Annotated in this window: 19 protein-coding genes and 5 pseudogenes; 17 read left to right on the top strand and 7 right to left on the bottom strand. The window is 69.3% G+C overall.

Going from position 1 to position 21258, the window contains the following annotated elements:
* Nucleotides 1-169: 169 nt before the first annotated feature.
* Both ABZ818_RS31895 and ABZ818_RS31890 read left to right on the top strand, forming a co-directional pair.
* A pseudogene (locus tag ABZ818_RS31895) lies at nt 170-966 on the top strand (SDR family oxidoreductase).
* A 243-nt stretch (nt 967-1209) separates the two neighbouring features.
* Nucleotides 1210-2222: pseudogene (locus ABZ818_RS31890) on the top strand (aldo/keto reductase).
* A gap of 387 nt (nt 2223-2609) precedes the next feature.
* Here ABZ818_RS31890 and ABZ818_RS31885 read toward each other — a convergent pair.
* Nucleotides 2610-3218: a LysR family substrate-binding domain-containing protein gene (locus ABZ818_RS31885; RefSeq protein WP_361422347.1), complete on the bottom strand. Its 609-nt coding sequence runs from the start codon at nt 3216-3218 to the stop codon at nt 2610-2612.
* A 149-nt stretch (nt 3219-3367) separates the two neighbouring features.
* Nucleotides 3368-3547: pseudogene (locus ABZ818_RS31880) on the bottom strand (LysR family transcriptional regulator); the annotation flags it as partial.
* Nucleotides 3548-3702: 155 nt separating this feature from the next.
* Here ABZ818_RS31880 and ABZ818_RS31875 point away from each other — a divergent pair.
* Together ABZ818_RS31875 and ABZ818_RS31870 are read left to right on the top strand one after the other, a co-directional pair.
* A complete protein-coding gene (locus ABZ818_RS31875) occupies nt 3703-4095 on the top strand; it encodes a hypothetical protein (protein ID WP_361422318.1) in 393 nt (130 codons plus the stop codon).
* Nucleotides 4096-4121: 26 nt separating this feature from the next.
* Nucleotides 4122-4991 carry an alpha/beta hydrolase gene (locus ABZ818_RS31870; RefSeq protein WP_361422315.1) on the top strand — a complete coding sequence of 290 codons (870 nt, stop codon included), beginning with the start codon at nt 4122-4124 and terminating at the stop codon, nt 4989-4991.
* Between the two features lie 93 nt (nt 4992-5084).
* On the opposite strand, the gene ABZ818_RS31865 is transcribed toward ABZ818_RS31870, so the two are convergent.
* Together ABZ818_RS31865 and ABZ818_RS31860 are read right to left on the bottom strand one after the other, a co-directional pair.
* Entirely contained in the window at nt 5085-6218 is a 1134-nt protein-coding gene (locus ABZ818_RS31865; protein ID WP_361422312.1) for an FAD-dependent oxidoreductase, read from the bottom strand.
* A gap of 37 nt (nt 6219-6255) precedes the next feature.
* A complete protein-coding gene (locus ABZ818_RS31860) occupies nt 6256-6459 on the bottom strand; it encodes a hypothetical protein (RefSeq protein WP_361422309.1) in 204 nt (67 codons plus the stop codon).
* A gap of 122 nt (nt 6460-6581) precedes the next feature.
* Between ABZ818_RS31860 and ABZ818_RS31855 the strand changes: the two genes are divergently transcribed.
* From ABZ818_RS31855 to ABZ818_RS31825, 7 genes and pseudogenes are all read left to right on the top strand, one after another.
* Complete coding sequence (locus ABZ818_RS31855) at nt 6582-7001, top strand: YciI family protein (RefSeq protein ID WP_361422306.1); 420 nt, start codon at nt 6582-6584, stop codon at nt 6999-7001.
* On the top strand, nt 6998-8137 hold the full coding sequence (locus ABZ818_RS31850; RefSeq protein WP_361422344.1) for a DUF6596 domain-containing protein: 1140 nt from the start codon (nt 6998-7000) through the stop codon (nt 8135-8137). The genes ABZ818_RS31855 and ABZ818_RS31850 overlap by 4 nt, the downstream gene beginning before the upstream one ends.
* Nucleotides 8138-8296: 159 nt before the next feature.
* On the top strand, nt 8297-8692 hold the full coding sequence (locus tag ABZ818_RS31845; RefSeq protein ID WP_361422341.1) for a helix-turn-helix transcriptional regulator: 396 nt from the start codon (nt 8297-8299) through the stop codon (nt 8690-8692).
* Nucleotides 8693-8760: 68 nt separating this feature from the next.
* The gene (locus ABZ818_RS31840) at nt 8761-9204 is read left to right on the top strand and encodes a VOC family protein (protein ID WP_361422303.1); all 444 of its coding nucleotides are present in this window, start codon (nt 8761-8763) and stop codon (nt 9202-9204) included.
* 183 nt (nt 9205-9387) lie between these two features.
* Nucleotides 9388-9738, top strand: a pseudogene (locus ABZ818_RS31835) (transposase); the annotation flags it as partial.
* Between the two features lie 14 nt (nt 9739-9752).
* Nucleotides 9753-9902: a hypothetical protein gene (locus ABZ818_RS31830; protein WP_361422300.1), complete on the top strand. Its 150-nt coding sequence runs from the start codon at nt 9753-9755 to the stop codon at nt 9900-9902.
* 53 nt (nt 9903-9955) lie between these two features.
* A pseudogene (locus ABZ818_RS31825) lies at nt 9956-10096 on the top strand (NAD(P)/FAD-dependent oxidoreductase); the annotation flags it as partial.
* Nucleotides 10097-10193: 97 nt separating this feature from the next.
* On the opposite strand, the gene ABZ818_RS31820 reads toward ABZ818_RS31825, so the two are convergent.
* The gene (locus ABZ818_RS31820; RefSeq protein WP_361422297.1) at nt 10194-10937 is read right to left on the bottom strand and encodes a GNAT family N-acetyltransferase; all 744 of its coding nucleotides are present in this window, start codon (nt 10935-10937) and stop codon (nt 10194-10196) included.
* Nucleotides 10938-11296: 359 nt separating this feature from the next.
* Here ABZ818_RS31820 and ABZ818_RS31815 point away from each other — a divergent pair, with 359 nt between their 5' ends.
* The 4 genes from ABZ818_RS31815 to ABZ818_RS31800 all read left to right on the top strand — a co-directional run bounded on the left by ABZ818_RS31815 (nt 11297) and on the right by ABZ818_RS31800 (nt 13953).
* Nucleotides 11297-12193 carry a methylenetetrahydrofolate reductase gene (locus ABZ818_RS31815; RefSeq protein WP_361422294.1) on the top strand — a complete coding sequence of 299 codons (897 nt, stop codon included), beginning with the start codon at nt 11297-11299 and terminating at the stop codon, nt 12191-12193.
* A 62-nt stretch (nt 12194-12255) separates the two neighbouring features.
* Nucleotides 12256-12573, top strand: coding sequence for a hypothetical protein (locus tag ABZ818_RS31810; protein ID WP_361422292.1), 318 nt, complete (start codon nt 12256-12258; stop codon nt 12571-12573).
* A gap of 10 nt (nt 12574-12583) precedes the next feature.
* Complete coding sequence (locus ABZ818_RS31805) at nt 12584-12784, top strand: hypothetical protein (RefSeq protein ID WP_361422289.1); 201 nt, start codon at nt 12584-12586, stop codon at nt 12782-12784.
* A gap of 230 nt (nt 12785-13014) precedes the next feature.
* A complete protein-coding gene (locus ABZ818_RS31800; protein ID WP_361422286.1) occupies nt 13015-13953 on the top strand; it encodes a sugar phosphate isomerase/epimerase in 939 nt (312 codons plus the stop codon).
* Between the two features lie 22 nt (nt 13954-13975).
* Here the strand turns inward: ABZ818_RS31800 and ABZ818_RS31795 are convergent, their stop codons facing one another.
* Together ABZ818_RS31795 and ABZ818_RS31790 are read right to left on the bottom strand one after the other, a co-directional pair.
* Complete coding sequence (locus ABZ818_RS31795) at nt 13976-14632, bottom strand: formylglycine-generating enzyme family protein (RefSeq protein ID WP_361422283.1); 657 nt, start codon at nt 14630-14632, stop codon at nt 13976-13978.
* A 732-nt stretch (nt 14633-15364) separates the two neighbouring features.
* Complete coding sequence (locus tag ABZ818_RS31790) at nt 15365-19126, bottom strand: S8 family serine peptidase (protein WP_361422280.1); 3762 nt, start codon at nt 19124-19126, stop codon at nt 15365-15367.
* Between the two features lie 210 nt (nt 19127-19336).
* Between ABZ818_RS31790 and ABZ818_RS31785 the strand changes: the two genes are divergently transcribed.
* Entirely contained in the window at nt 19337-20326 is a 990-nt protein-coding gene (locus ABZ818_RS31785) for a helix-turn-helix domain-containing protein (protein WP_361422277.1), read from the top strand.
* Between the two features lie 122 nt (nt 20327-20448).
* Nucleotides 20449-20988 (top strand): 2'-5' RNA ligase family protein, encoded by a 540-nt coding sequence (locus ABZ818_RS31780; RefSeq protein ID WP_361422274.1) that lies wholly within the window; start codon nt 20449-20451, stop codon nt 20986-20988.
* Nucleotides 20989-21258: the final 270 nt, after the last annotated feature.

The following is a 21258-nucleotide window of genomic DNA, read 5'->3' as shown; positions in this document are numbered from 1 at the left end:
GCCGCGGTATCACGTACCTCACTCTACCCGCGTTTGCCATTAGTCGTCGTGTGCAATTATTGTTGGCGCACGTAAGGCGCTCGCCCGTCCGCCGCGGACGGGTACCCGGGGGCCCAGGGGCACCGACACCGCCGCAGCAGCTCCACAGCCTCAACGACGGGAACGTGTCATGCAGATCGATCTCTCCGGCCGCACCGCCCTGGTCACCGGCTCCACCCAGGGCATCGGCCACGCCATCGCCACCGGCCTCGCCCGCGCGGGCGCCCGCGTCGTCGTCAACGGCCGCGGCGAGGAGCGCGTCGCGGCGGCCGTCGGCACCGTACGTGCCGACTCCGGCAGCGACGACGTCACCGGCGCCGCGGGCGACCTGGCGACAGAGCAGGGCGCTGCCGCCGTACTGGAGGGCGTGCCCACGGTCGACATCCTCGTCAACAACCTCGGCATCTTCGGCGTCGCCGCTCCGCTGGAGATCGACGACGCCGAGTGGCGCCGCTACTTCGAGGTCAACGTCCTCTCCGCCGTTCGGCTCATCCGCGCCTACCTGCCCGGAATGAAGGAACGGGGCTGGGGGCGCGTCCTCAACCTTGCCAGCGACTCGGCCGTGGTCACCCCCGCCGAGATGATCCACTACGGCATGACGAAGACCTCGCTGCTCGCCGTCGGCCGCGGGTTCGCCAAGGATGCCGCCGGCACCGGCGTCACCGTCAACTCCGTCATCGCCGGACCGACCCACACCGGCGGCGTCGAGGCATTCGTCCGCGAGCTCGTCGGCGACGAGCTGCCCTGGGAGACGAGGCGCAGCACGAGTTCATGGTCAAGTACCGTCCCCAGTCCCTGCTCCAGCGGCTCATCGAGCCCGAGGAGATCGCCAACATGGTCGTCTACCTCGCCTCGCCCCACGCCTCCGCCACCACCGGCGGCGCCCTGCGCGTCGACGGCGGGTACGTCGACTCCATCCTGCCCTGAGCCCGGCGACCTCTGCTCCCAAGCCCGTGGCCGGACCGTCCTCCGCCGAGGACGGTCCGGCCACGGGCCGTTTCCTCTGATTCCGCAGGCCGAGAGGGCACGCCGGACCCACCCTCGCACGCGCTTAACGCGCGCTTGCATTAAAAGGCGTGTGCAACTATCGTCGTACGCAAGAAAGGTCGCGGAAGAGCGTACGGGGAGGGCGCCGAGCGGCTCACCACCACGTACGAAAGGGAGCTCCTGATGAGCCTCACCCACCTGCTGCCCGGTTCGCTGGGCTTCGGTACCGCCCCATGGGCAACATGTTCCGGGCCATCACCGAGGACGAGGCGCAGGCCACCCTGCAGGCCGCCTGGGACCAGGGCATCCGGTACTACGACACCGCCCCGTTCTACGGCGCGGGCCTGGCCGAGATGCGGCTCGGCGAGATGCTGTCCCGGCAGCCGCGGGACTCCTTCGTCCTGTCCACGAAGGTCGGCCGTGTCATCGACGACGCGGTGGAGGACCCGGCCACCCGCGACCTGGGCGAGAAGGGCGGCCTGTTCGAGCACGGCCGTCCCAACAGGATGACGGACGACTACAGCGCCGACGCCACCAAGCGTTCCATCGAGGACAGCCTCAAGCGGCTGAACACCGACCGGCTGGACATCGTCTGGGTGCACGACATCGCACAGGACTTCCACGGCGACCGCTGGCTCGCCCAGTTCGAGACCGCCCGCACCGGCGCCTTCCGGGTCCTGGACGACCTGCGCGACCAGGGCGTGATCAAGGCCTGGGGCCTGGGCGTCAACCGGGTGGAGCCCGTCGAGCTCACCCTCGCCCTGGACGAGCCGCGCCCCGACGGATTCCTCCTGGCCGGCCGCTACACCCTGCTGGACCACCGCCAGGCGTTGCAGCGGCTGCTGCCCGCGGCGCGTGAACAGGGCGTCGACATGGTCGTCGGCGGCCCCTACAGCTCCGGCGTCCTGGCCGGCGGCACCCACTTCGAGTACCAGCCGGCACCGGCCCACATCCTGGAGACCGTCCGCCGCATCCGGGAAGTGGCCGAGCGGCACGGTGTGTCCGTCAAGGCCGCCGCGCTGCAGTTCGCCCTCGCCCACCCGGCAGCCGCCGCCGCGATCCCCGGCGCCACCCGCCCCTCCCGCATCGCCGAGGACCTCGGCGCCCTGCGCGAGGAGGTTCCCGCCGCCTTCTGGCACGACCTGCGGGAGACCGGCCTGCTCGACCCGGCCGCCCCGCTCCCGGCCGGCGCCTGACCCGCCCGGCGCCCCCGCGCGACAGCGACCCGCGCACGAAGGACCCCGCCACGGCGAACGGGTGTCCCGGTCCGGTACCGGACCGGGACACACCCGTCGGGCCTCAGGCGTCAGCGCACCGAGTAGGCGCGGACCACGGGCTGCTGCTGCCCGACCGCGTACTCCACCGTCACGTCCGAGAGTTCGACCGTGCCGCCGCCCTGCTCGCCGGCGGACACCTTCAGCGCGAGTCCGCAGCGGCCGGCGCGGTGTTGGTGCGGTCGAGGTCCGCGTCGTAGGCGGCGGACAGCACCGACAGCCGGCCCTGCCGCGCCGCCGAGGTGCGGAACGTCCACACCGTGCGGCTGCCCGCGCTGCTGCCCGCCCCCGAGCCGTGCGGTGAAGTGGCTAAGCGGTCTGCCGGCCCCAGCGGGCGGGAAGGGGAGCCGGCACGCCACCGTGTGAACGGCGCACACTGTGGGCTGCGGAGACGAACTCGTGAACCAGGGGGGTGGAGTCGTCCTGCCGCCAGGCGATCGCGACGGTGCTGCCGGACAGTCCGGAGACCGGGACGAACGCGAGCCCGGGGCGGGCGTAGTAGCGCTGGGACGAGGACTGCGTGAACGCGATTCCGCGGCCGGTCAGTACGGCTTCCAGGCACTCGTCCACGGTGGAGACCTCGGCTCCGATCCGCACCGCATGGCCGTCCCGGTGCTCGACGCCCAGCCAGAAATCGCGCCACTCGTCCGGGGCGCGGCGGGCGACGAACGGCTCGTCGAGCACCATCTCCACCGTCACGGCCGGGTACTGGGCCAGCGGATGGCGCTCGGAAAGGATGAGCACCCGCTCCTCGTCGAGGAGCGGGGCGCTCTTGATGGCCGGGTCCGACCGCAGCGGAGGGCGGACGAACGCCACGTCGACGTCACCGTCGCCCAACCCGGCGAGCGGATCGGGGAAGGCGAACTGCCGCATCTGGACGTCGACGCGCGGGTGCCGGCGGTCGAACTCCTCGAGGATCGCGGCGTCAGCTCCGCGGCGGCGTTCGCCACGAACCCCACTGTCAAGCGGCTCGCCTTGCCTCGGGCGGCGCTCCGCGCCACGGCGATGGTCCGGTCCGCGGCGGCCAGCGTCTTGCGTGCCTCGACGAGGACCGCCTCACCGGCTGCGGTCAGCTCGACATGCCTGCTGGTACGGCGGAACAGCTCCACGCCGCACATGTGCTCCAGCTTGCGGATCTGGACGCTGAGCGCGGGCTGAGAGATGTGCAGGTGTCGGGCCGCCCGACCGAAGTGCAGGTCCTCGGCGACGGCCGTGAAGTACCTCAGCAGACGCAGGTCCAGCTCCATGGCCGGAATGATACCGCCGGCTTCTCCGCGGGCCCAGAAGCATGCCGCAGCCCATCAATAACCCTGGATTATCGATCGGCGGCGGACTTGTATTAGTCCGCCTCGCCGCACCGCATTAGCTTTGCAGAAACATCGGCATTACCGAGGAGAGGTAAATGGCGACAGCAACGGCGCAGAAGCCAGTGGATCGTTTCCGTCGGCTCAGTGACGACGACGCGGAAATCCAGGCGCACGGGAAGTATTTCTCATGCAGCTACCTGCTCGACATGGAGACCCATTCCTTTCTCGTCCGCGTGCACCGCGGGCGCATCGAGGAACTGATCGTCGACCCGGAGCCGCTGGCGGGCTACGACTTCGCGATCCGCGCGACCGCCGAGACCTGGCAGGGATTCTGCCGGCCGACCCCCGGCCCCATGTACCACGGCATCTGGGCGGCCACCTTCCGACGGGGCATGCGCCTTGAGGGGGACCTGCTGGTCCTCATGCAGAACCTGCGCTGCCTGACCCGGCAGCTGGAACTGCTGCGCGTCACCGGCCCGCTGGGCTGACCGATCCCCCCGCCGAAAGGAATCCGATGAGCAACAATTCCCGCATCTCCCCGGTCACCGGCCACTACGTCACCATCGACGTCGAAGGCATCGAGTACAAGGTGTTCTATCTGGAGAACGGCGAGGGCCAGCCGCTCGTCTGCCAGCACACCGCCGGCGCCCACAACCACCAGTGGCGTGATCTCCTGGAAGACGAGGAGATCACCAGCAATTACCGCGTCATCGCATACGACTTCGCCCGCCACGGAAAGTCCGACCCGCCACGGAATACGGACTGGTGGAAAGAGGAGTGCAAGCTCACCGCCGACCACTACGTGGCGTTCATCACCGCATTCTGCGACGCTCTCGGGCTGGAGGACCCGATCTTCATGGGCTCCTCCTTCGGCGGCAATGTCGCGCTGCAACTGGCGCTGCGCCACCCGGACCGTTTCAAGGCCGTCATCCCGGTCGAGGGCGCCGACTACTCGCCCGGCTTCTACCTCGACTGGTGGCAGCACCCGCACGCCAACGCGGCCCAGGTGTGCGCCAGCGGAGTGTGGGACCTCATGGCACCGCAGTCTCCGGAGCGGGACCGCTGGGCCACGTGGTTCTACTACAGCCAGGGGTCCGAGGCGTTCAAGGGCGACCTGTACTTCTACTCGGTCGACCACGACCTGCGCGACCGGCTCGGCGACATCGACGGCGAGGCGTGCCCGGTGATCATGCTCACCGGCGACTACGACTACCTCACCACCCCCGAGGACGGCGAGCGCACCGCCAAGCAGATCCGCGGCGGGGAATTCATCGAGATGAAGGACATCGGCCACTTCCCGATGAGCGAGAACTACCCGCGGTTCGCGCAGTACCTCAAGCACGCTCTACAGCGAATCGAGGAACGGACCGGCCTCCCCGGTTGAGCCGCCGCCGCCCCGGGGCGTTCGACTCTCCTGACCCCGTGCGCCGGGTCGGCAGCCGTGGCGCGGCTGCCGACCCGGCGCGGGGCCGAGACCTCAACGCAGCGGATCGTAGGGCGTCAGGTCGATGCCGGGATCGACCTGGCGGGCCAGGCGCGCGGCGACCGAACCCGCGTAGGGGCCGATCGTCAGACCGGACGCCCCGAGGCCGTTGACCACGACCAGCCCGGCAACCTGCGGAACCGTGCCGAGCAGCGGTCGGATGTCGGGTCCCATCGGGCGGAACCCGATGCGGGTCTCCACGTGCGTGGCGCCGGCCAGCCCAGGGGCCACCGACAGTGCTTCACCGAGCACCTCCGCCATTCCGGCCGCGGTCACCCGGTGGTCGAAGCCGGCCTCGTCCTCGCGGGTCGCGCCGACCACCACCCGCGAGTCGTCGAAGGCCAGGAGGTAGTGCCGTGACCGCGGCAGCACGACGGGCCAGTTCGCGGTCTCCACGCCGGGCAGCCGCAGATGCATGATCTGGCCGCGCTGCGGCGCGACCCGCACCTGGACGCCGATCGGTTCGAGTAGTTGCGGCGACCAGGCGCCGGCCGCCGCGATCACGGCGTCCGCGCCGACGAACTCGTCGTCGACCCGCACTCCGCGGACCGTGCCGTCGGCGACGATCGCGGCCGTGCCGTTGACGACCCGAGCACCGTGCCGGACCGCGGCGCCGAGCATCGCGTCACGGACCGAGCGGCCGTCCAGGCGCGCTCCGCCCGGGATGTGGATCGCCGGGCCGTCGTGTCCGAGCGGCGGGAAGAGCTCGCGGGCCCCGCGCGCGCCGATCAACTCCACCTCGCCGGCCATCGGGGACTTCGCGGCACGCTCGGCCACGCGCCGTAGCGCCTCCTCGGATTCGGCCTCCGAGACCAGCCGCAGCGAGCCGACCCGCCGGTAGCCGAACTCGGTCTCCCCGTCATCGGTCAACGCCGCCAGCAACTTTGGGTAGTGCTCCGCTCCGGCGACCGCGATCCGGTACCAGTCCGGATCGTCCACCTGGGACGACCACGGGCAGATGATGCCCGCACCGGCCGACGTCGCGCGGCCGGGGGTCAGCGAGTCCACCAGGACCACGTCCACTCCGGCCCGGGCCAGCTCGTAACCGGCTGCCGCACCGGTGATGCCGCTGCCGACGACCACCACTCGCATGTCCTGCTCCTCCTCGTTGGACCTACTTCTTCTCATCGCACACCGCCCATGCGCCGCTGCACCCACGGCGCGATCAGGTGCATGACAGCTCCGGCCGCCATGACGGCCGCGCCGACCAGCCGCCCAGGATGCCTGACATGAACACCAGGGCACCGTAGATCGACACCAACGCCGACGAGGTCGGCTTGTCCAGCCCGAGTCCGCCGTCGGAGGTCTGGTCGTACAGGTAGTACAGCAGGCTCGCGGACATCCCGTAGGAGGAGAACCGCTCCCACATCCCCGGGCTCATCACGAGGGCCCGAAAAAACTTCGGACGGCGATGTCGAGAATCGATGACCGGCTCCGTCCCCGGGGTGAACGCGACGACAATGGGTCGCACCAGTACCCAGGAGAACCACCATGGCGAAGTACCTGCTGCTCAAGCACTACCGAGGCGCTCCGGCCGCGGTCAACGACGTGCCGATGGACCAGTGGGCGCCGGAGGAGATCTCCGCCCACATGCAGTACATGAACGACTTCGCGGCCCGGCTCGAGAAGACCGGCGAGTTCGTCGACGGTCAGGCGCTCGCCCCCGAGGGGGCCTGGGTCCGGTATGACGGTGAGGGGCGCCCGCCGGTCACCGACGGCCCGTTCGCCGAGACCAAGGACCTCATCGCCGGCTGGATGGTGATCGACGTCGACAGCTACGAGCGGGCCATCGAGCTGGCCGGGGAACTGTCCGCCGCCCCCGGGGCGGGCGGAAAGCCGATCCACGAGTGGCTCGAGGTGCGCCCGTTCCTGGCCGCGCCGCCCACCATCACGGAGTGCCCTCACCGATGAACGAGGCCCTGCTCCGGAGCCTCACGCCGAGCGTGCTCGGGATCCTCGTCCGCCGCGGAGCCGACTTCGCGGCGGCCGAGGACGCCGTGCAGGACGCCCTGGTCGAAGCCGTCCGCGTCTGGCCGGCCGATCCACCGAGGGACCCCAAGGGCTGGCTGGTCACCGTGGCCTGGCGCCGCTTCCTCGACGCGACCCGCGCGGACGCCGCCCGCCGCCGGCGTGAGGACCTCGTCGACGAGGAACCGGCACCCGGGCCCACGCCCGCGGTGGACGACACCCTCCAGCTCTACTTCCTGTGCGCCCACCCGTCGCTCACCCCGTCGTCGGCGGTCGCGCTCACGCTGCGCGCCGTCGGCGGGCTGACCACCCGGCAGATCGCCCAGGCCTACCTGGTGCCCGAGGCGACCATGGCGCAGCGCATCAGCCGCGCCAAGCGCACCGTCTCCGACGTACGGTTCGACCAGCCCGGCGACGTCGCCACCGTACTCCGCGTCCTCTACCTGGTCTTCAACGAGGGCTACTCCGGCGACGTCGACCTCGCCGCCGAGGCCATCCGCCTCACCCGGCAGCTCGCGACCGTGATCGACCACCCCGAGGCGGCGGGGCTGCTCGCCCTCATGCTGATCCACCACGCCCGGCGCGCCAGCCGCACCGCACCCGACGGCAGCCTGGTACCGCTCGCCGAGCAGGACCGAGGCCGGTGGGACACCGAGTCCATCGCCGAAGGCATCGGGATCCTGCAGACGGCCCTCGCACGCGACCGGCTGGGCGAGTTCCAGGCCCAGGCCGCCATCGCCGCACTCCACGCCGACGCGCCCACCACAGAGGAGACCGACTGGGTCCAGATCGTCGAGTGGTACGACGAACTCACGCGCCTGACCGACAACCCCGTCGTCCGGCTCAACCGCGCCGTCGCCGTCGGCGAGGCCGACGGACCGCGCGCCGGCCTGGCGGCACTCGCGGCACTGGACGACTCACTGCCCCGCCACGCCGCGGTCGCGGCGTACCTGCACGAACGGGACGGCGACCTGGCAACAGCGGCCCGGCTGTACGCCGAGGCGGCCCACAAGGCCCCCAACCTCGCGGAACGCGACCACCTGACACGCCAGGCAGCCCGGCTCAACACGCACCGGTGAACAATCGCCGCACGCAGTGCCGGTAGTCGACCTGTGGATCAGCCCGTCCGGGGCGGGCACCGGGGGATGTGTCACCATCGCTGGGTGAGTACCACGCCGGCCTCGACGTCCGACGCCCAGCTCTCGCAGTTGCGGCGGCTCCGTCTGGCCAAGGACGCCATGGACCGCGATTGGGCCGAACCCATCGACCTGGACGCGCTCGCCGCGCGCGCCGGATACTCGCGCTACCACTTCGTCCGCGTCTTCCGGGATGTGTACGGGCAGACACCGGGGCAGTATCTGAGCCGCCGCCGCATCGAGCGCGCGGAGGACCTGCTGCGCACCGCCGACCTGTCGGTCACCGAGATCTGCACACTGGTGGGCTTCACCAGCCTGGGATCCTTCTCGTCGAGCTTCAAGAAGCACACCGGCCTCACCCCGAGTGAGTACCGTGCCCGGCATGTCGGGCAGGGAGCGGCACTGATTCCCGGGTGTTATGCGCTGCTCTGGCACGGAAGCTTCAAGGGGCTGTTGGCGCGCGGCACCGAAGAGCGCAACTTTGGAGAAGCCCCGTGAGGCGGCGGTAACTACGGTGGTTGCAGCGCGTGGGCGAGTGGCGCCCCGCCGAGCACATGGAGTCAACCATGATCAAGGGCTTGTCCATCGCCAACGTCTGGGTCCTCGACCACGACCGGGCCAGGGCGTTCTACACCGAGAAGCTGGGGCTCGAGGTCCGTGTCGACATGACGATGGGCGAGGCCGGGATGCGCTGGCTCACCGTCGGCGCCAAAGACCAGCCGGATCTCGAACTCACGCTGATGGTCCCGGGCCCGCCCGCGCTCGACCCCGAGTCCGCCGAGCAACTGAAGAAGCTGATCGCCAAGGGCGTACTGGGCGCGGGCGTATTCGCCACCGACGACATCCATGCCGACTACCAGGCGATGAAGGCGCGCGGAGTGGAGTTCCTGCAGGAACCGCAGGAACGGCCGTACGGCACCGAGGCCATCTTCCGTGATGACTCCGGCAACTGGTTCTCCTTCACCCAGCGCCGCGAGCAGCTCGACCTCGACAAGGATTGGAGTTGCTGACACGTGAGCCGTAGACCGTGACCTTCATAGAGGTGCCTCCGAGGAGACCCCTGCTTTCAGGCTGGGGAGGAATCGGACTCCTGCGGAGCAGGGCAGGGAATGGCGAATCGCCTCTGGGTGATTCGTTGTCCATCACCTGGATTTCAGCAGATCGTCACAGGCTGATTTGATAGTTTGCGAGATGTGACGGCCATTCAGGTGAAGCGGGCGTTCAAGTGCCGCTTCTATCCGACCGATGCGCAGGCAGCCGAGTTGTCGCGCACGTTCGGCTGTGTGCGCAAGGTCTACAATATGGCGCTCGCGGCCCGTACCGAGGCGTGGGCGCGGCAGAAGCGGGTCAACTACAACCAGACGTCGGCGATGCTGACTGCATGGAAGAAGACCGAGGAACTGGCCTACCTGGGCGAGGTGTCCGCGGTGCCGCTTCAGCAGGCGTTGCGGCACTTGCAGGCGGCTTCCGCAGGCTTCTTCGGCAAGCGGGCCAAGTACCCGCGGTTCAAGTCGCGCAAGAAGTCGCGCAGGAGCGCTGAGTACCTGGACGGCGGGTCGTGGATCTGAAGCTCATCGCCATCCGGTACGCGCGTTCTGCTGACGTGCGCTGGCTGCGGACCCTCCACCATCCCGGCAACGCCTCGGCGATCGGCATGAACCGGCGGCTTGGATTCGTCGACGACGGATCGCCGACCGCAGTGGCGTGACGGGTCCTGCTGCGCGCCGCCGACAAGGGTGAACGGGCGCGCACGATGCGGACCTGCGGATCGTCCAGGGCGACCCATCGGACGGCCACTTCGCCGCCGCTTACGGCCACCACGGCAGGGTGGTCGGCACACTCGGCTGGAACACCCCGCGCCAGATGCGCACACTGCGCCGCCTGGTCCTCGAACGCACGCCGTGGACGGCCGTTACGGCCACACCCGCGCTCCGCCCGGCCACCGTGAACCGACCTCACTGGTCGCCGCAGAGAGCAAGCGGGGCCATACGAAGGCGACCTATGGCACGACGACGGTCAGCGACGTCTCAGTCAGTTCGAAACCGAGCTTCTCGTACACGCGGCGTGCCGGATTCGCGTCGCTCACGGCGAGGGCGACTTCGCTCAACCCGTCGGCCGCCGCATCGCTGAGCACTCGGCGGAGCAGGTTGGCGCCAAGTCCCGCGTAGCGTGCCCCTGGTTGGCGAAACACGTCGGCGATCCAGGGCAGGCCGTTGCGGTCGGTGACGATCGCCCCGGCGACGACGTGGTCCGTCTCGTCCACTACCAGGGCACTGCACGGAAGGACGGGACCGAGGACGGAGCCCGCCAGCAGAGGTGCCAGACGCTCGTTCAGTGCTTCTTCGTCGCTGCCCTGGTGATGGTCAGGGTGCCCGGCGGCAAATGCGGCTCGCCATGCCGGGAAGACCGCGTCGGCGGCGCGGTCGCAAGGAACCACGCGAAGTCCGTCTCCGAGGCGCGATGACCAGTCGGCCGGCGGTGGACACGCGATCAGGTCCTTTCGCATCTCATGAGCGTGCCGCATCACCCGGGCGCCACGGCGCAGCAGTTGCCCGCCGAGCTCCACCGATCCCGACACCGCCCATCCGGACATGTCGGAGACGATGGTGTCCACGGGGTCGGGGCCGACCACTTCGGCCAGGTCCGCCCATGGGTGCCCCTCGCGAACACCGCGCAGGTAGGTCAGGACCGGCACACCGTGCGCGTTCGTCAGGGTCTGGCGCTGTTCGTCGTTCTCAGTCACTCTTCGTCCTCGGTGGATCACATGTGATCGGCCCAGACATCCTGCGGTTTCGCGTTCGGCACGGCAACAGAATTAAGGTCCACCTCGGCAGTCCTGCTGAACTTCCGGGCTGTGAGCGTCCGCTGTGCCCGTATTGTCCCTATGTTGCTTTCGTCTACGTCACATGTCCCGGTCCGGTCGCGACGGTCGCCAAGGGCGGATGAGGTCATCCGCGTGATCCGCGGCGAGGTGTGGACTTCTGGCGTTGCAGCAGGTCCTGGGCCAGGCCTGCACGGAATGCGCCGCGCGTACACGCAAAGAAGGCAGGGTCGCGCAGCCCCTTCATGTTCGCTTCGCCGCACCAACCAACGGAGTATGTGATGACGTCCGCGAGAACCGCGCAGGAACCCGCTTCCCGAGCCGTCGGCAGCTTGTTCGTCCTCCCGGCGAAAGCGGCGTTGGCGGAGGCGCTGCGCAACGCCTCGTACGAGATCCTGCCGTTCAAAAGCGCGGAGGAGAAGGTACTGGCCCATGTCCCGAAGGACGTGGTGGTCACGGTGACGACGACCGAGGCCAAGGGCCTGGGGCCCACGATCGATCTGGCCGTTCGGCTCAGCGAGCACGGCTACAGCGCCGCCCCGCACATAGCGGCGCGGTTGGTGCGCGATGAGGCACACCTCACCGACATCGTGTCGCGGCTGCGGGACTCCGGTGTCGATCGGATCTTCGTCATCGCCGGGGACGCCTCCGAACCGGCGGGTGCTTTTCCGGACGCTCTGAGTCTGCTCGAGGGCCTTCAGGCAGTGGGACAGACTTTCGCGTCCATCGGGATCGGTGGTTACCCCGAGGGGCACGGCACGATCAGCGACGAGCTGATCGAGAAGGCCCTTCAGGTCAAGGCACCTTACGCGAGCCATGTCATCACGCAGTTGTGCTTCGACGCCGAGACCACGGTCCGTTGGGCGCGCACAGTGCAGGCAGCCGGGGTCGGGCTGCCCGTCCGGGTCGGCATTCCCGGCGCGATCAGCCGCCAGAAGCTGATCCGTGTCACCGCCGGGCTCGGCTTGGGCCAGTCGGCCCGCTTCCTGAAGAAGCAGCAGAACATGCTCTGGCGCTTCTTCCTGCCCGGGGGCTACAGCCCGAACAAGTTGATCGAGCGGCTCACGCCCGCATTCGGCATGTCCGACCACCGCTTGCAGGGCTTCCACGTGTTCACGTTCAACGACCTCGACAGCACCGAGGCCTGGCGGCAAGCCTGGCTGGCCCGTCTGTCCTGACGCATGTCGCACATGCCCCCGGATACGACACACGGAGCCTGGCTCAGGAGGGATGCACCATCGTGCAGAGCCAGCAGTTCGTCAGCTCCACGAGTCACACCTTCTATCCGCGGGTCGAGTTCGCCCATGCCGACGGCCCGGCCCTGGACCTGGACGCCCTGCGGCGAAAGGTCGGGCTTGTCGCCGGCGCCTTCGACATGACCCGGCAGCTCACCGACGGCCTGCGACGGCCGCGGGCGGTCATCGTGGAAAGGCACCTTCGCCGGCATCGCTTCGGGCTTTATGCGGACCCGGCGAGGTCGTGGGCCTCGGACGTCGCGTGGTGCGGCCGCGTGGAACCTGGGCCGTATGAACTTGGCAACGAGGCGACTGGTCCATGACAATTTGCACATGATCGATCGAGTTGGCCTGGCAGTATCGGCTGTGGGCGTTCTGGTCTGCCCCATGCTCGTCATCGGTGCGTTGCAGGCTTATCTGACCGGGGATCAGCCGGGATGGTTGGTCGCGTCGGCGTGCCTGCTGCAAGTCACCACGGTCTGGCAGTTGGTCCGCGACATCCGCCGCCGCCGGCCACGAAGCGAGACGAGCTGACTTTTTTGTGCTGGTCAGCATGCTGCTCCGGGGAGCCCGGTGGTGGATCGGATTCCCCTACGAGGGCTTCGTCGGACTGTCGCGGACAAGCTCTCCCGTAGCCCTCATGACCACAGCGCAGCCGACAGCCGAGTGATCTGCGACTTATGGGCGATCGATGTCAAAGACCTTGTGTAAGCGGTTGATGTGTTCATAGCATCCTCTCAACTTTCGCTGAGAGAGGGACAAAGATGAACTCCGCTCAAGGAAAGTCACACGGTCGCCGTCAATTCCTCCGTGGAGCAGCGGTCTCCGCCGCCGTACTGGCCGTCGGATCGCAGACCTGGTCGGCGCAGGCGGCCTCGTCCCTCGCAGCGGGCAGACGAGTTCCGGCAGGCCGCATCGGTCTCCAGCTCTACTCGGTGCGCGACATGCTCGCCGTTGATCCCGAGGGCACACTCGAGATGATCGCCGACGCGGGCTACGCCGAGATCGAGCCCGCCTACACCTACGGCGGGCGCACCGCCGAGCAGTTCCGCAGGATCGCTGATGCGAACGGGCTGCGGGTGATCGGCAGTCACCACAACCCCGGCGACTTCCGGGGCGCCCGCGCGCAGCAGACCTTCGACAACGCGCTGGCGCTCGGACAGGAGTACGTCGGCGTCTCCTACATGGACGGCGCCCAGACCGCTCAGGGCTACCGTGCGATGGCGCGGGAGATGAACCAGTGGGGCGAGGCCGCCCGGGCCCGGGGACTGCGCTGGTATGCCCACCTGCACGACAACGAGTTCCACGCGGATCGGCAGACCGGGCAGACTCTCTTCGACGTGTGGCTGGAGGAGACCGACCCGGATCTGGTCTGGTTCGAGATGGACCTCTACTGGATCCTGCGGGCAGGCGCGGACCCGGCCCCCTACCTCAGGTCGTACGAGAAGCGGTTCCCGATGCTGCACGTCAAGGACGGCGCACCGTGGAACAACATCGAGACCGATCTGGGAGAGGGCGAGATCGACTTTGCGGGAATCTTCGCCAACCTGCGGCAACTGCCCCATCACCACTACATCATCGAGAGGGACCAGCAGCCCCACCCGGTCCGCACCGCCCACGTGTCCTACGACTACTTCCGCACGATCCGCGTAGGCCCTCCGGGCAACGGCCACGGCCCCGGCGGCGTCGCTCAGGGGTCCTGACCGACCACTTCGGAATGAGCTGTCAGGGCCGAGGCAGCGGTGAGCGCGCGACGCGAAACCCCACATCGTCGATACGGAAGGTCGGGTGACTGCGCCGCCGCACCGAGGCCCGGCAGCTCCAGTGCTCGTCGGACCATCCACCGCCACGAAGCACTCGATAGGTGCCGTACACCTCAGCGTCGTAGACGTCCCAGCACCAGTCCCACACATTGCCCAGCATGTCGTACAGGCCCCATGCGTTGGGCTGCTTGCCGCCGACAGGGTGGATCCGCCCATCCGAGTTGCCCTGATACCAGGCGATCTCGTTCAGTTGGCCGTACCGCGGGCCGGTCGTACCCGCACGGCAGGCGTGTTCCCACTCTGCCTCGGTCGGCAGCCGGTAACCGTCGGCAGCGGCGTCCCATTCGGCCGTCTCGTCGCCGGCACGGAGGTGATACGCGGGCGTCAGACCTTCGTGCTGGGACAACGCGTTGCAGAACCGGACCGCGTCCCACCACGAAACACCCTCAACGGGCAGCCGGTCACCTCGGGCGGTGCTCGGCCACTGACCGGTGACCTGTGCGTACCACGACTGAGTGACCGGGAACGCCGTCATCTGGAATGGCGCGACGTCGACCGGCCAACTGCGCTGCGTCCGCCGATCCGACAGCGTCACCAGCCCCGGCGGGACCGTAACCATCCCGCTTCCTGAGCCCGCGTCCACAACGGTTCACCCTACCGGCATCCTCGGCCCATGCGTCCGCGATGTCCTGTGACTCGGCACACTGCAGATCGAGTGCCGAAGAATGTGGGGCAAGTTCCGGGGCGGGGTCCCGTTTCAGAGTTGAAGAGCCACTCAGCCGAAGAGCCGTTTGAGGGTGTGTTCCCGGGAAGCGCGTACGTGGCGGCGCGCAGCGGCGGCGGCCCGATCAGGTCGCCGCAGGTGATGGCCTCTGCCAGCGCCTCGTGCTCGGCATGGATGAGATCGAAGTCCTCGATCTTGCGGCGCAGCCAGTCGACGCGTCCCACAATGGGCTCGAGCGTCTCGGCGAGCAGAAAGGTTGCCGGAGAGTGCGGTGATCTGCTGGTGCGGGCTGGAGTTGGCCGCGTGCGCGGCCGGAACGTCGCCCTCGTTCGCGGCCCCGCAGGCTTTCCGTATCGTGGCGGCGAGACGGTTCTCCGCACCCTGGGCGACGCGTTCGGTTGCCTGCCGGGCGGAGCCCACGTCCTCGCCCACTATGACGCGACGCGCGCTCAGGCCCGGCCTACGCCAGAGCCTCCGCTGTACGCAAAGAACGCTCGTTCCTGGAGCAGTGCCGATCGGCTGTCCGTCGCAGTGATTCTTCATGGACCCGGCCATGAAAATGGCCCGCCGGACGGCTCACCCCCCACAGGAAAGCCGCCCGGCGGACCGGTCAGGATGTGATCGTGATCAGCGCACGGCGTACGCGTCGGTCACGGTCTGGATGACGGAGTTGCCGTTGGAGTCCGTCAGTTCGGTCTTCAGCGTGACCGGCTTGCCGGCCGCGCCCGCGTGGTTCACGGTCGCGGTCCAGCGGCCATCGCTCTGCGAGGTGGTGCCCTCGGTCCAGGTCGTACCGCCGTCGTACGAGTACGAGACCTTGACGGCGACCAACTCGCCGGGCTTGTAGCCCGCGTGGCCGGTGACGCTCAGGCCGATCGTCTGACCGTCCTTCGCCGGAAGGGTCTTGAGCCCGTCCGTGTCCAGGTCGTAGTTCGGGAAGAGCAGCGGAATTCCCTGGGAGTAGGCGTTCTCGTCCCGGTGCGAGCGGAACTTCCACACCGTCTGGGTGTGGGTGGACCGCTTCCACACGGCGGCGGGCGACCCGAACTTCATGGTCTCCAGGGAGAGTTCGTACGCGGCGTCCTCGGCCGGGACGGTGAACACCCCGGACGGCCACCCGGTCTGGCCGATCACCTTGCCACCGCTGGTGAGCTTCATACCGCCGAGGTCCCCGAAGGAGCCCTGGATGCCCATGTGCTCGGTGTCGCCCCAGAAGGCGGGTGCCACGCCGATCAGGTTGTCCTGCCGTTCGGCGGCCAGCTGGAGCTTGCCGTCGGCGTCGCGCGGGGCGGTCGGGGCCGGGATGCCCCGGTACCAGTTCTCCGCCCGCTTCGAGCCCTCGGTGTACGTGCGCGCCTGGTCGGCCATGAGCTCGCCCCAGGGGAAGCTGGAGGAGAGGTAGCGGGTCCAAGCGGTGTCGCCCGCCGAGTAGTACTCGGTGCGCTTGCCGGGGACGGCGACGGAGTCGGTGGCGGCGGAGAACATCCCGCCGTACGGCCGGCCCATGAGCATCGTGTCGACGTAGTCCGACGCGGCGCCCATCGCCTCGTAGGTCGAGGTGACCGCGCCGAGCTTCTTGTCCCGGACCTGGTAGGTGCGGTCCGAGGTGACCGGGCCGGTCTCGGGGAAGGCGAGGTTGTAGACGAACGGGCTGACGGCGGTGGCCTTCCAGCTCAGCGTCACCGGGCCCTTGGCCAGGGCGGCCTTGAGCTGAGCGGCCTCGTCGCCGTCGATGCCGAGCGCGGGCACCGGCGCCTGGCCGAAGCCGAGCGACGGCTGCCAGGGGCCCGCAGCGCGGCGGTGGGCGATGATCGCCTTCGCGCCCGCGGCCTTCGCGTTACGCGCCAGGGTGTACAGGAAGCCGTCGTCGTCGGACTGGACCAGCGCGATCTTCCCGGCGACGCCCGCGGCCTTCAGCTCCTCGGGGGTGCCGTTGCCCGCGTCGATCAGGGCGGCCTCGCCCGTTCCGTCGAGGTTGACGGAGCCGGTGCTCGCCGCCTTCGGGTGCAGTTCGGCGCCGCCGATGACCGACATCTGCTCGATCTGCGGGGCGTACGTGCGCCAGAAGCTGGCGAACTCGAAGTCGCCGTCGCGTGCCTTGCCCTGTACGTCCGCCAGGTAGGTCCCGACGCTCCGGTTGCCGGTGATGGAGCCGGAGTGCAGCCAGGTTCCGTTCCAGGTACGGCCGAAGGTCAGGGTCGTGGAGCGGCTCTCGGAGGCGCGGTCCGCGGTCTCCACCTGGAGCCGGTGGGCCTTGCGGGCGTCGAGCACCAGGGTGGTGTCCTTGGTGACGTCGACCTGAGGCCGGGCGAGGTAGCCGACGGACTCGGACATGCGGCCCGTGGCGTCCGCGGCGTCCGGCGTGATGACGAAGCCGGAGACGAAGTACGCACCGGGGCGCAGCTGGTAGACCTGCTCGGCGGTGCCGTCGTTGAAGCGGCGCTCACCGCTGGAGGTGTCGGTGCCGATGACGTCCAGCGAGGAGGAGCCCGCGGCGGGCTTGCCGGCGCGGTCGATCATCTTGACGCGCAGGGTGACGGTCTCCGGCTCGACGTACAGGGAGAACGGGGTGGAGACCTTCACACCGTCGGGCCCGGTGGCGAGTACGCGCCCGGTGACGTCGCCGTACTGGGCGGCCTTCAGGTTCGCGGCCGGGTCGATGCGCAGCGGGACCTTCACGGTGGCCCCGGCCGGGACGGTGACGGTGTTCGCGTCGAGCGCTGCGACGGGGGAGCGGACCTCGGAGCCGTCGTTGCCGGTGACGCCCTGGACCTTCAGCGACAACTTCACCGGTTCGGTACCGGAGTTGGTGTAGGGGAGGTCGACGGTGGTGCGGTCGCCGTTGCTCTGCGGCCAAGAGAAAGTGCCGGCCTGGACGGCGGGGGCGCCGACGACCGTGGTGTCGATGGCGGCCTTCACGTCGAGACGGCCGGCGCCGGTCTCGCGCACATCGCCGGGGATGTCGCTCTTCGCGGACGACACCAGAGCGGTCTTGACCTGCTGGGCTGTCCAGTCCGGGTGACGCTGCTTCACGAGGGCGGCGGCGCCGGCCACGTGCGGGGTGGCCATCGACGTACCGGACATCGACTGGTAGGCGTAGATGCCCCGGCCGCCCGCGGCCGCGGCGGAGATACCGACGCCGGGGGCGGCGATCTCCGGCTTGAGGGTGTGTGCGCCGACCACGGGCCCGAGGCTGGAGAACCAGGCGGTGGAGTCGTCGCGGTCGACGGCGCCGACGGTCAGCACACTCGGGGCGCAGCCGGGCGAGGAGACGGTGTTGAGCGTCGGGCCGGAGTTGCCTGCCGCGACGACGAACAACGTGTCCTTGCTCTGGGCGAGTCTCTCGGCGGCGACGCTCATTGGGTCGGTGCAGTCGGTCGGCTCCGGGCTGCCGAGGCTCATGGAGACGACGTCGGCCTTCTGGTCGACGGCCCACTGCATTCCGGCGATGATCCACGATTCGGCGCCGTAGCCGCCGTCGTTGAGGACCTTGCCGTTGAGCAGTTCGGCGTCGGGGGCGACACCCTTCTTCTTGCCGTCGCTCGCGGCACCGGAGCCGCCGACGGTGGAGATGGTGTGGGTGCCGTGGCCCTGCCGGTCGTCGGTGCTGCTGGAGTCGGTGAAGTTCTCCGAAGCGGCGATCCGGCCCTTGAGGTCGGGGTGTTCCGCGTCGGCGCCGGTGTCGAGGACGGCGACCTTGGTGCCCTTGCCCGTGTATCCGGCGGCCCAGGCGAGGTCGGCGCCGATCTGCTTGGTGGACCGGTCGAGGGTGGCCTGGACCTTGCGGTCGAGCCAGATCTTCTTGAGACCGGAGGCGGAGCGGGAACGGGTGTTGGTGACGTCCGCCCAGAAGTCGGCGGCCTTCGCCTTGTCCGTCTTCAGCGCGATGCCGTCGATGGCGTCCAGCTCGGGGCCGCGCTTCGCGCCGCGCGGGGTGGCGGGCGCGGTGCGGCCCGCGGTGTCGCCGTAGACGGCGATCAGCGGCAGCGCGGTGGTGTGCGCGTCGTCGTAGCCCTGCCGGACGAGTCCCGTGACATTGAAGAGTTCCTCGTCGACCTTGCCCGCGGCCAGCGCCCGAGCGGCGGTGTCGGGGTAGACGTAGAGGTCCTTGCCGGACTGCCGGGTCTGGAGGAGGGGCATGGAGCCGTCCGCGCGGGGCAGTGCGGTGACCGACGCGGCCCCTGAACCGTCCGTGCGTACCAGGACCTTGTCACCGGTGACCAGGGTGACGGTGACCGGTGTGCCTGCCTTTGCAGCGGTCGTGCTGCCGGTCAGTGGTCTCTTTGCGGTCGGGTCGTCCTGCGGCGCGGCCGCGGACGGTGCGATCGCGGTGACGGCCAGGACGGCGGCGGTGGCCGCCCCCAGCGCCGTGCGCGATATCGGACGCATCGTTCTCCCTAAGTAAAACCGGTTAACTCTGAACTAACGGTGGCATTCCGGAAGTTGTCGGAGCCGCCGTGGCGCCACATTGGCAGAGCGACGGGCGATACAGGGATGATGGCCACGGCGGGTTTACGCCGTGGCCGTTTTTCGCCGCGACCGGAGGCCCGAGTACGGCGACGACGTGCGGAGTCAGGACTTCCGGGAGGGGAGCGAGGGATGCTGGGAGCCATAGGTCTCGACGAGATACAGGAGTCGGTGTACCGCGCCCTCGTGGCGGTGGGCGCCGCGGAGGTCTCCGACCTCGCCCACCGGCTGGCGCTCCCCGAGCCGGACACCGAACGGGCCCTGCGCCGACTGGAACAGACCGGCCTGGCCGCCCAGTCCTCGTCCCGCGTCGACCGCTGGGTGGCGGCGCTGCCCGCGGTGGCGCTGGGGGCGCTGCTGACCCAGCAGCGCCATGAACTGGAGCAGGCGGAACTGGCGGCGGCGATGCTCGCCGAGGAGTACCGGGCGGAGGCGACCGATTCCGCCGTGCACGACCTGGTCGAGGTGGTGACGGGCGCGAGCGCGGTGGCGCACCGCTTCTTCCAGTTGCAGCTGGGGGCGACGAACGAGGTGTGCGCCCTGGTCACCGGGAAGCCGGTCGCGGTGAGCGGTATGGAGAACGAGGCCGAGGAGCGGGCCGCCACGCGCGGGGTGTCGTACCGGGTGGTGGTGGAGCGCGAGGTGCTCTCACTGCCGTCCGGGATCATGGAGCTGTCGGCGGCGCTGAGCCGTGACGAGCAGTGCCGGGTCGTCGACCGGGTGCCGACCAAGCTGGTCGTCGCCGACGGGGCCCTGGCGATGGTGCCTCTGACCGGCCGGGGCGCGGAGCCCACGGCCCTCGTCGTCCACGCCTCCGGACTGCTGGAGTCGCTGATGGGTCTCTTCGAGGCGGTGTGGCGGGAGGCGATGCCCATCCGGCTGGGCGGCGGCGGCCGGCCGGAGGAGGAGTCCAACGGGCCGGACGCCATGGACCTGGAGGTCCTGTCGCTGCTGCTGGCCGGGCTGACGGACGCGAGCGTGGCGAAGCAGCTGGATCTGGGGCTGCGGACCGTGCAGCGGCGAGTGAAGGGCCTGATGGAACTGACCGGAGTGTCGACCCGGCTCCAACTGGGCTGGCACGCGTACGAGCGGGGCTGGGTGGCCCGGGAGCCCCAACTTTGACCTGTGGTCGCCTGGGACGCGGGACGACTGCGGCTGGACACGGGCGACGACTCGCGTTCTGCCTTCTGATCACGTGTAATTGAGTCCTGCCGTGGGCCTCTGAGGTGGCAGCATGCCGTGTCATGGCAGACGACAGCACCGGTAGGTTCCGGGCAGGCCAGACGGGCCTCATCGTCAGAGTGCCGGACGCGGAGCCGGCCGTGCGCGTATGGCGTGAACGGTTCGATCCGTCCGCCCGAGCAGGGGTTCCAGCACATGTCACGGTGCTCTTCCCGTTCCTCGACGAGAGCCGAATAGATGCGCATGTCTGGTCGGCTCTCGCTGACGTCCTCGGCAGGCATCACGCCTTTGACGTGCGGTTTGAGGGCTGTGGGCGGTTTCCGGGGGTGCTCTATCTCGCTCCTGAGCCGGACATCCCGTTGCGGCGGCTCGCCGAGGTGATCGCTGACCGGTGGCCCGAAGCCCCTCCCTATGGCGGCAAGTTCACCGAGGTCGTGCCCCACCTGACCATCGCCGACGGCCAGGACGACGGTGTCCTGGATGAGATCGAAGCCGACCTTCTCGGCAAACTGCCTTTCACGTCCAGGGTCTCGTCGGTTGACCTCATGGTGCATGACGGCGCGAAGTGGCAAGAGCGGGCGTCGTTCTCACTCCGTGACTGAAGAGGCCGAGGCTTGGCTGGTCCGCGCCGCTGCGTGCACTGGACCCAGCGTGACCACCTTCAGCGGGCTCCGCCCTGCTTGACGACGGCTGATCCGATTGGGCTTGGGCGAGTCAGGATCCTGTGGTGCGTCATGCCGGCACGTCGCGGCCGGCCTGGCGCCGGCCGAGAATCAGCCCACGTACACGCCACCCTCGGCGATCCAGAACAGGCCCACCACGGACATGGGTTGCTCACTTCTCCCGACGACGACGCCGCCGCCGTCGTCTCA

This window comes from Streptomyces sp. NPDC047453, assembly GCF_040643155.1.
GTDB lineage: Bacteria > Actinomycetota > Actinomycetes > Streptomycetales > Streptomycetaceae > Streptomyces.
This window is presented reverse-complemented; position numbering and strand designations above follow the sequence as displayed.

Bases quoted from the DNA above. Each gene is read 5' to 3' on its own strand.
- ABZ818_RS31875 (WP_361422318.1), top strand. From the start codon at position 3,703: ATGGCGACAGCAACGGCGCAGAAGCCAGTGGATCGTTTCCGTCGGCTC.
- ABZ818_RS31870 (WP_361422315.1), top strand. From the start codon at position 4,122: ATGAGCAACAATTCCCGCATCTCCCCGGTCACCGGCCACTACGTCACC.
- ABZ818_RS31865 (WP_361422312.1), bottom strand. From the start codon at position 6,218: ATGAGAAGAAGTAGGTCCAACGAGGAGGAGCAGGACATGCGAGTGGTG.
- ABZ818_RS31860 (WP_361422309.1), bottom strand. From the start codon at position 6,459: ATGTGGGAGCGGTTCTCCTCCTACGGGATGTCCGCGAGCCTGCTGTAC.
- ABZ818_RS31855 (WP_361422306.1), top strand. From the start codon at position 6,582: ATGGCGAAGTACCTGCTGCTCAAGCACTACCGAGGCGCTCCGGCCGCG.
- ABZ818_RS31850 (WP_361422344.1), top strand. From the start codon at position 6,998: ATGAACGAGGCCCTGCTCCGGAGCCTCACGCCGAGCGTGCTCGGGATC.
- ABZ818_RS31845 (WP_361422341.1), top strand. From the start codon at position 8,297: ATGGACCGCGATTGGGCCGAACCCATCGACCTGGACGCGCTCGCCGCG.
- ABZ818_RS31840 (WP_361422303.1), top strand. From the start codon at position 8,761: ATGATCAAGGGCTTGTCCATCGCCAACGTCTGGGTCCTCGACCACGAC.
- ABZ818_RS31815 (WP_361422294.1), top strand. From the start codon at position 11,297: ATGACGTCCGCGAGAACCGCGCAGGAACCCGCTTCCCGAGCCGTCGGC.
- ABZ818_RS31805 (WP_361422289.1), top strand. From the start codon at position 12,584: ATGATCGATCGAGTTGGCCTGGCAGTATCGGCTGTGGGCGTTCTGGTC.
- ABZ818_RS31800 (WP_361422286.1), top strand. From the start codon at position 13,015: ATGAACTCCGCTCAAGGAAAGTCACACGGTCGCCGTCAATTCCTCCGT.
- ABZ818_RS31795 (WP_361422283.1), bottom strand. From the start codon at position 14,632: ATGGTTACGGTCCCGCCGGGGCTGGTGACGCTGTCGGATCGGCGGACG.
- ABZ818_RS31790 (WP_361422280.1), bottom strand. From the start codon at position 19,126: ATGCGTCCGATATCGCGCACGGCGCTGGGGGCGGCCACCGCCGCCGTC.
- ABZ818_RS31785 (WP_361422277.1), top strand. From the start codon at position 19,337: ATGCTGGGAGCCATAGGTCTCGACGAGATACAGGAGTCGGTGTACCGC.
- ABZ818_RS31780 (WP_361422274.1), top strand. From the start codon at position 20,449: ATGGCAGACGACAGCACCGGTAGGTTCCGGGCAGGCCAGACGGGCCTC.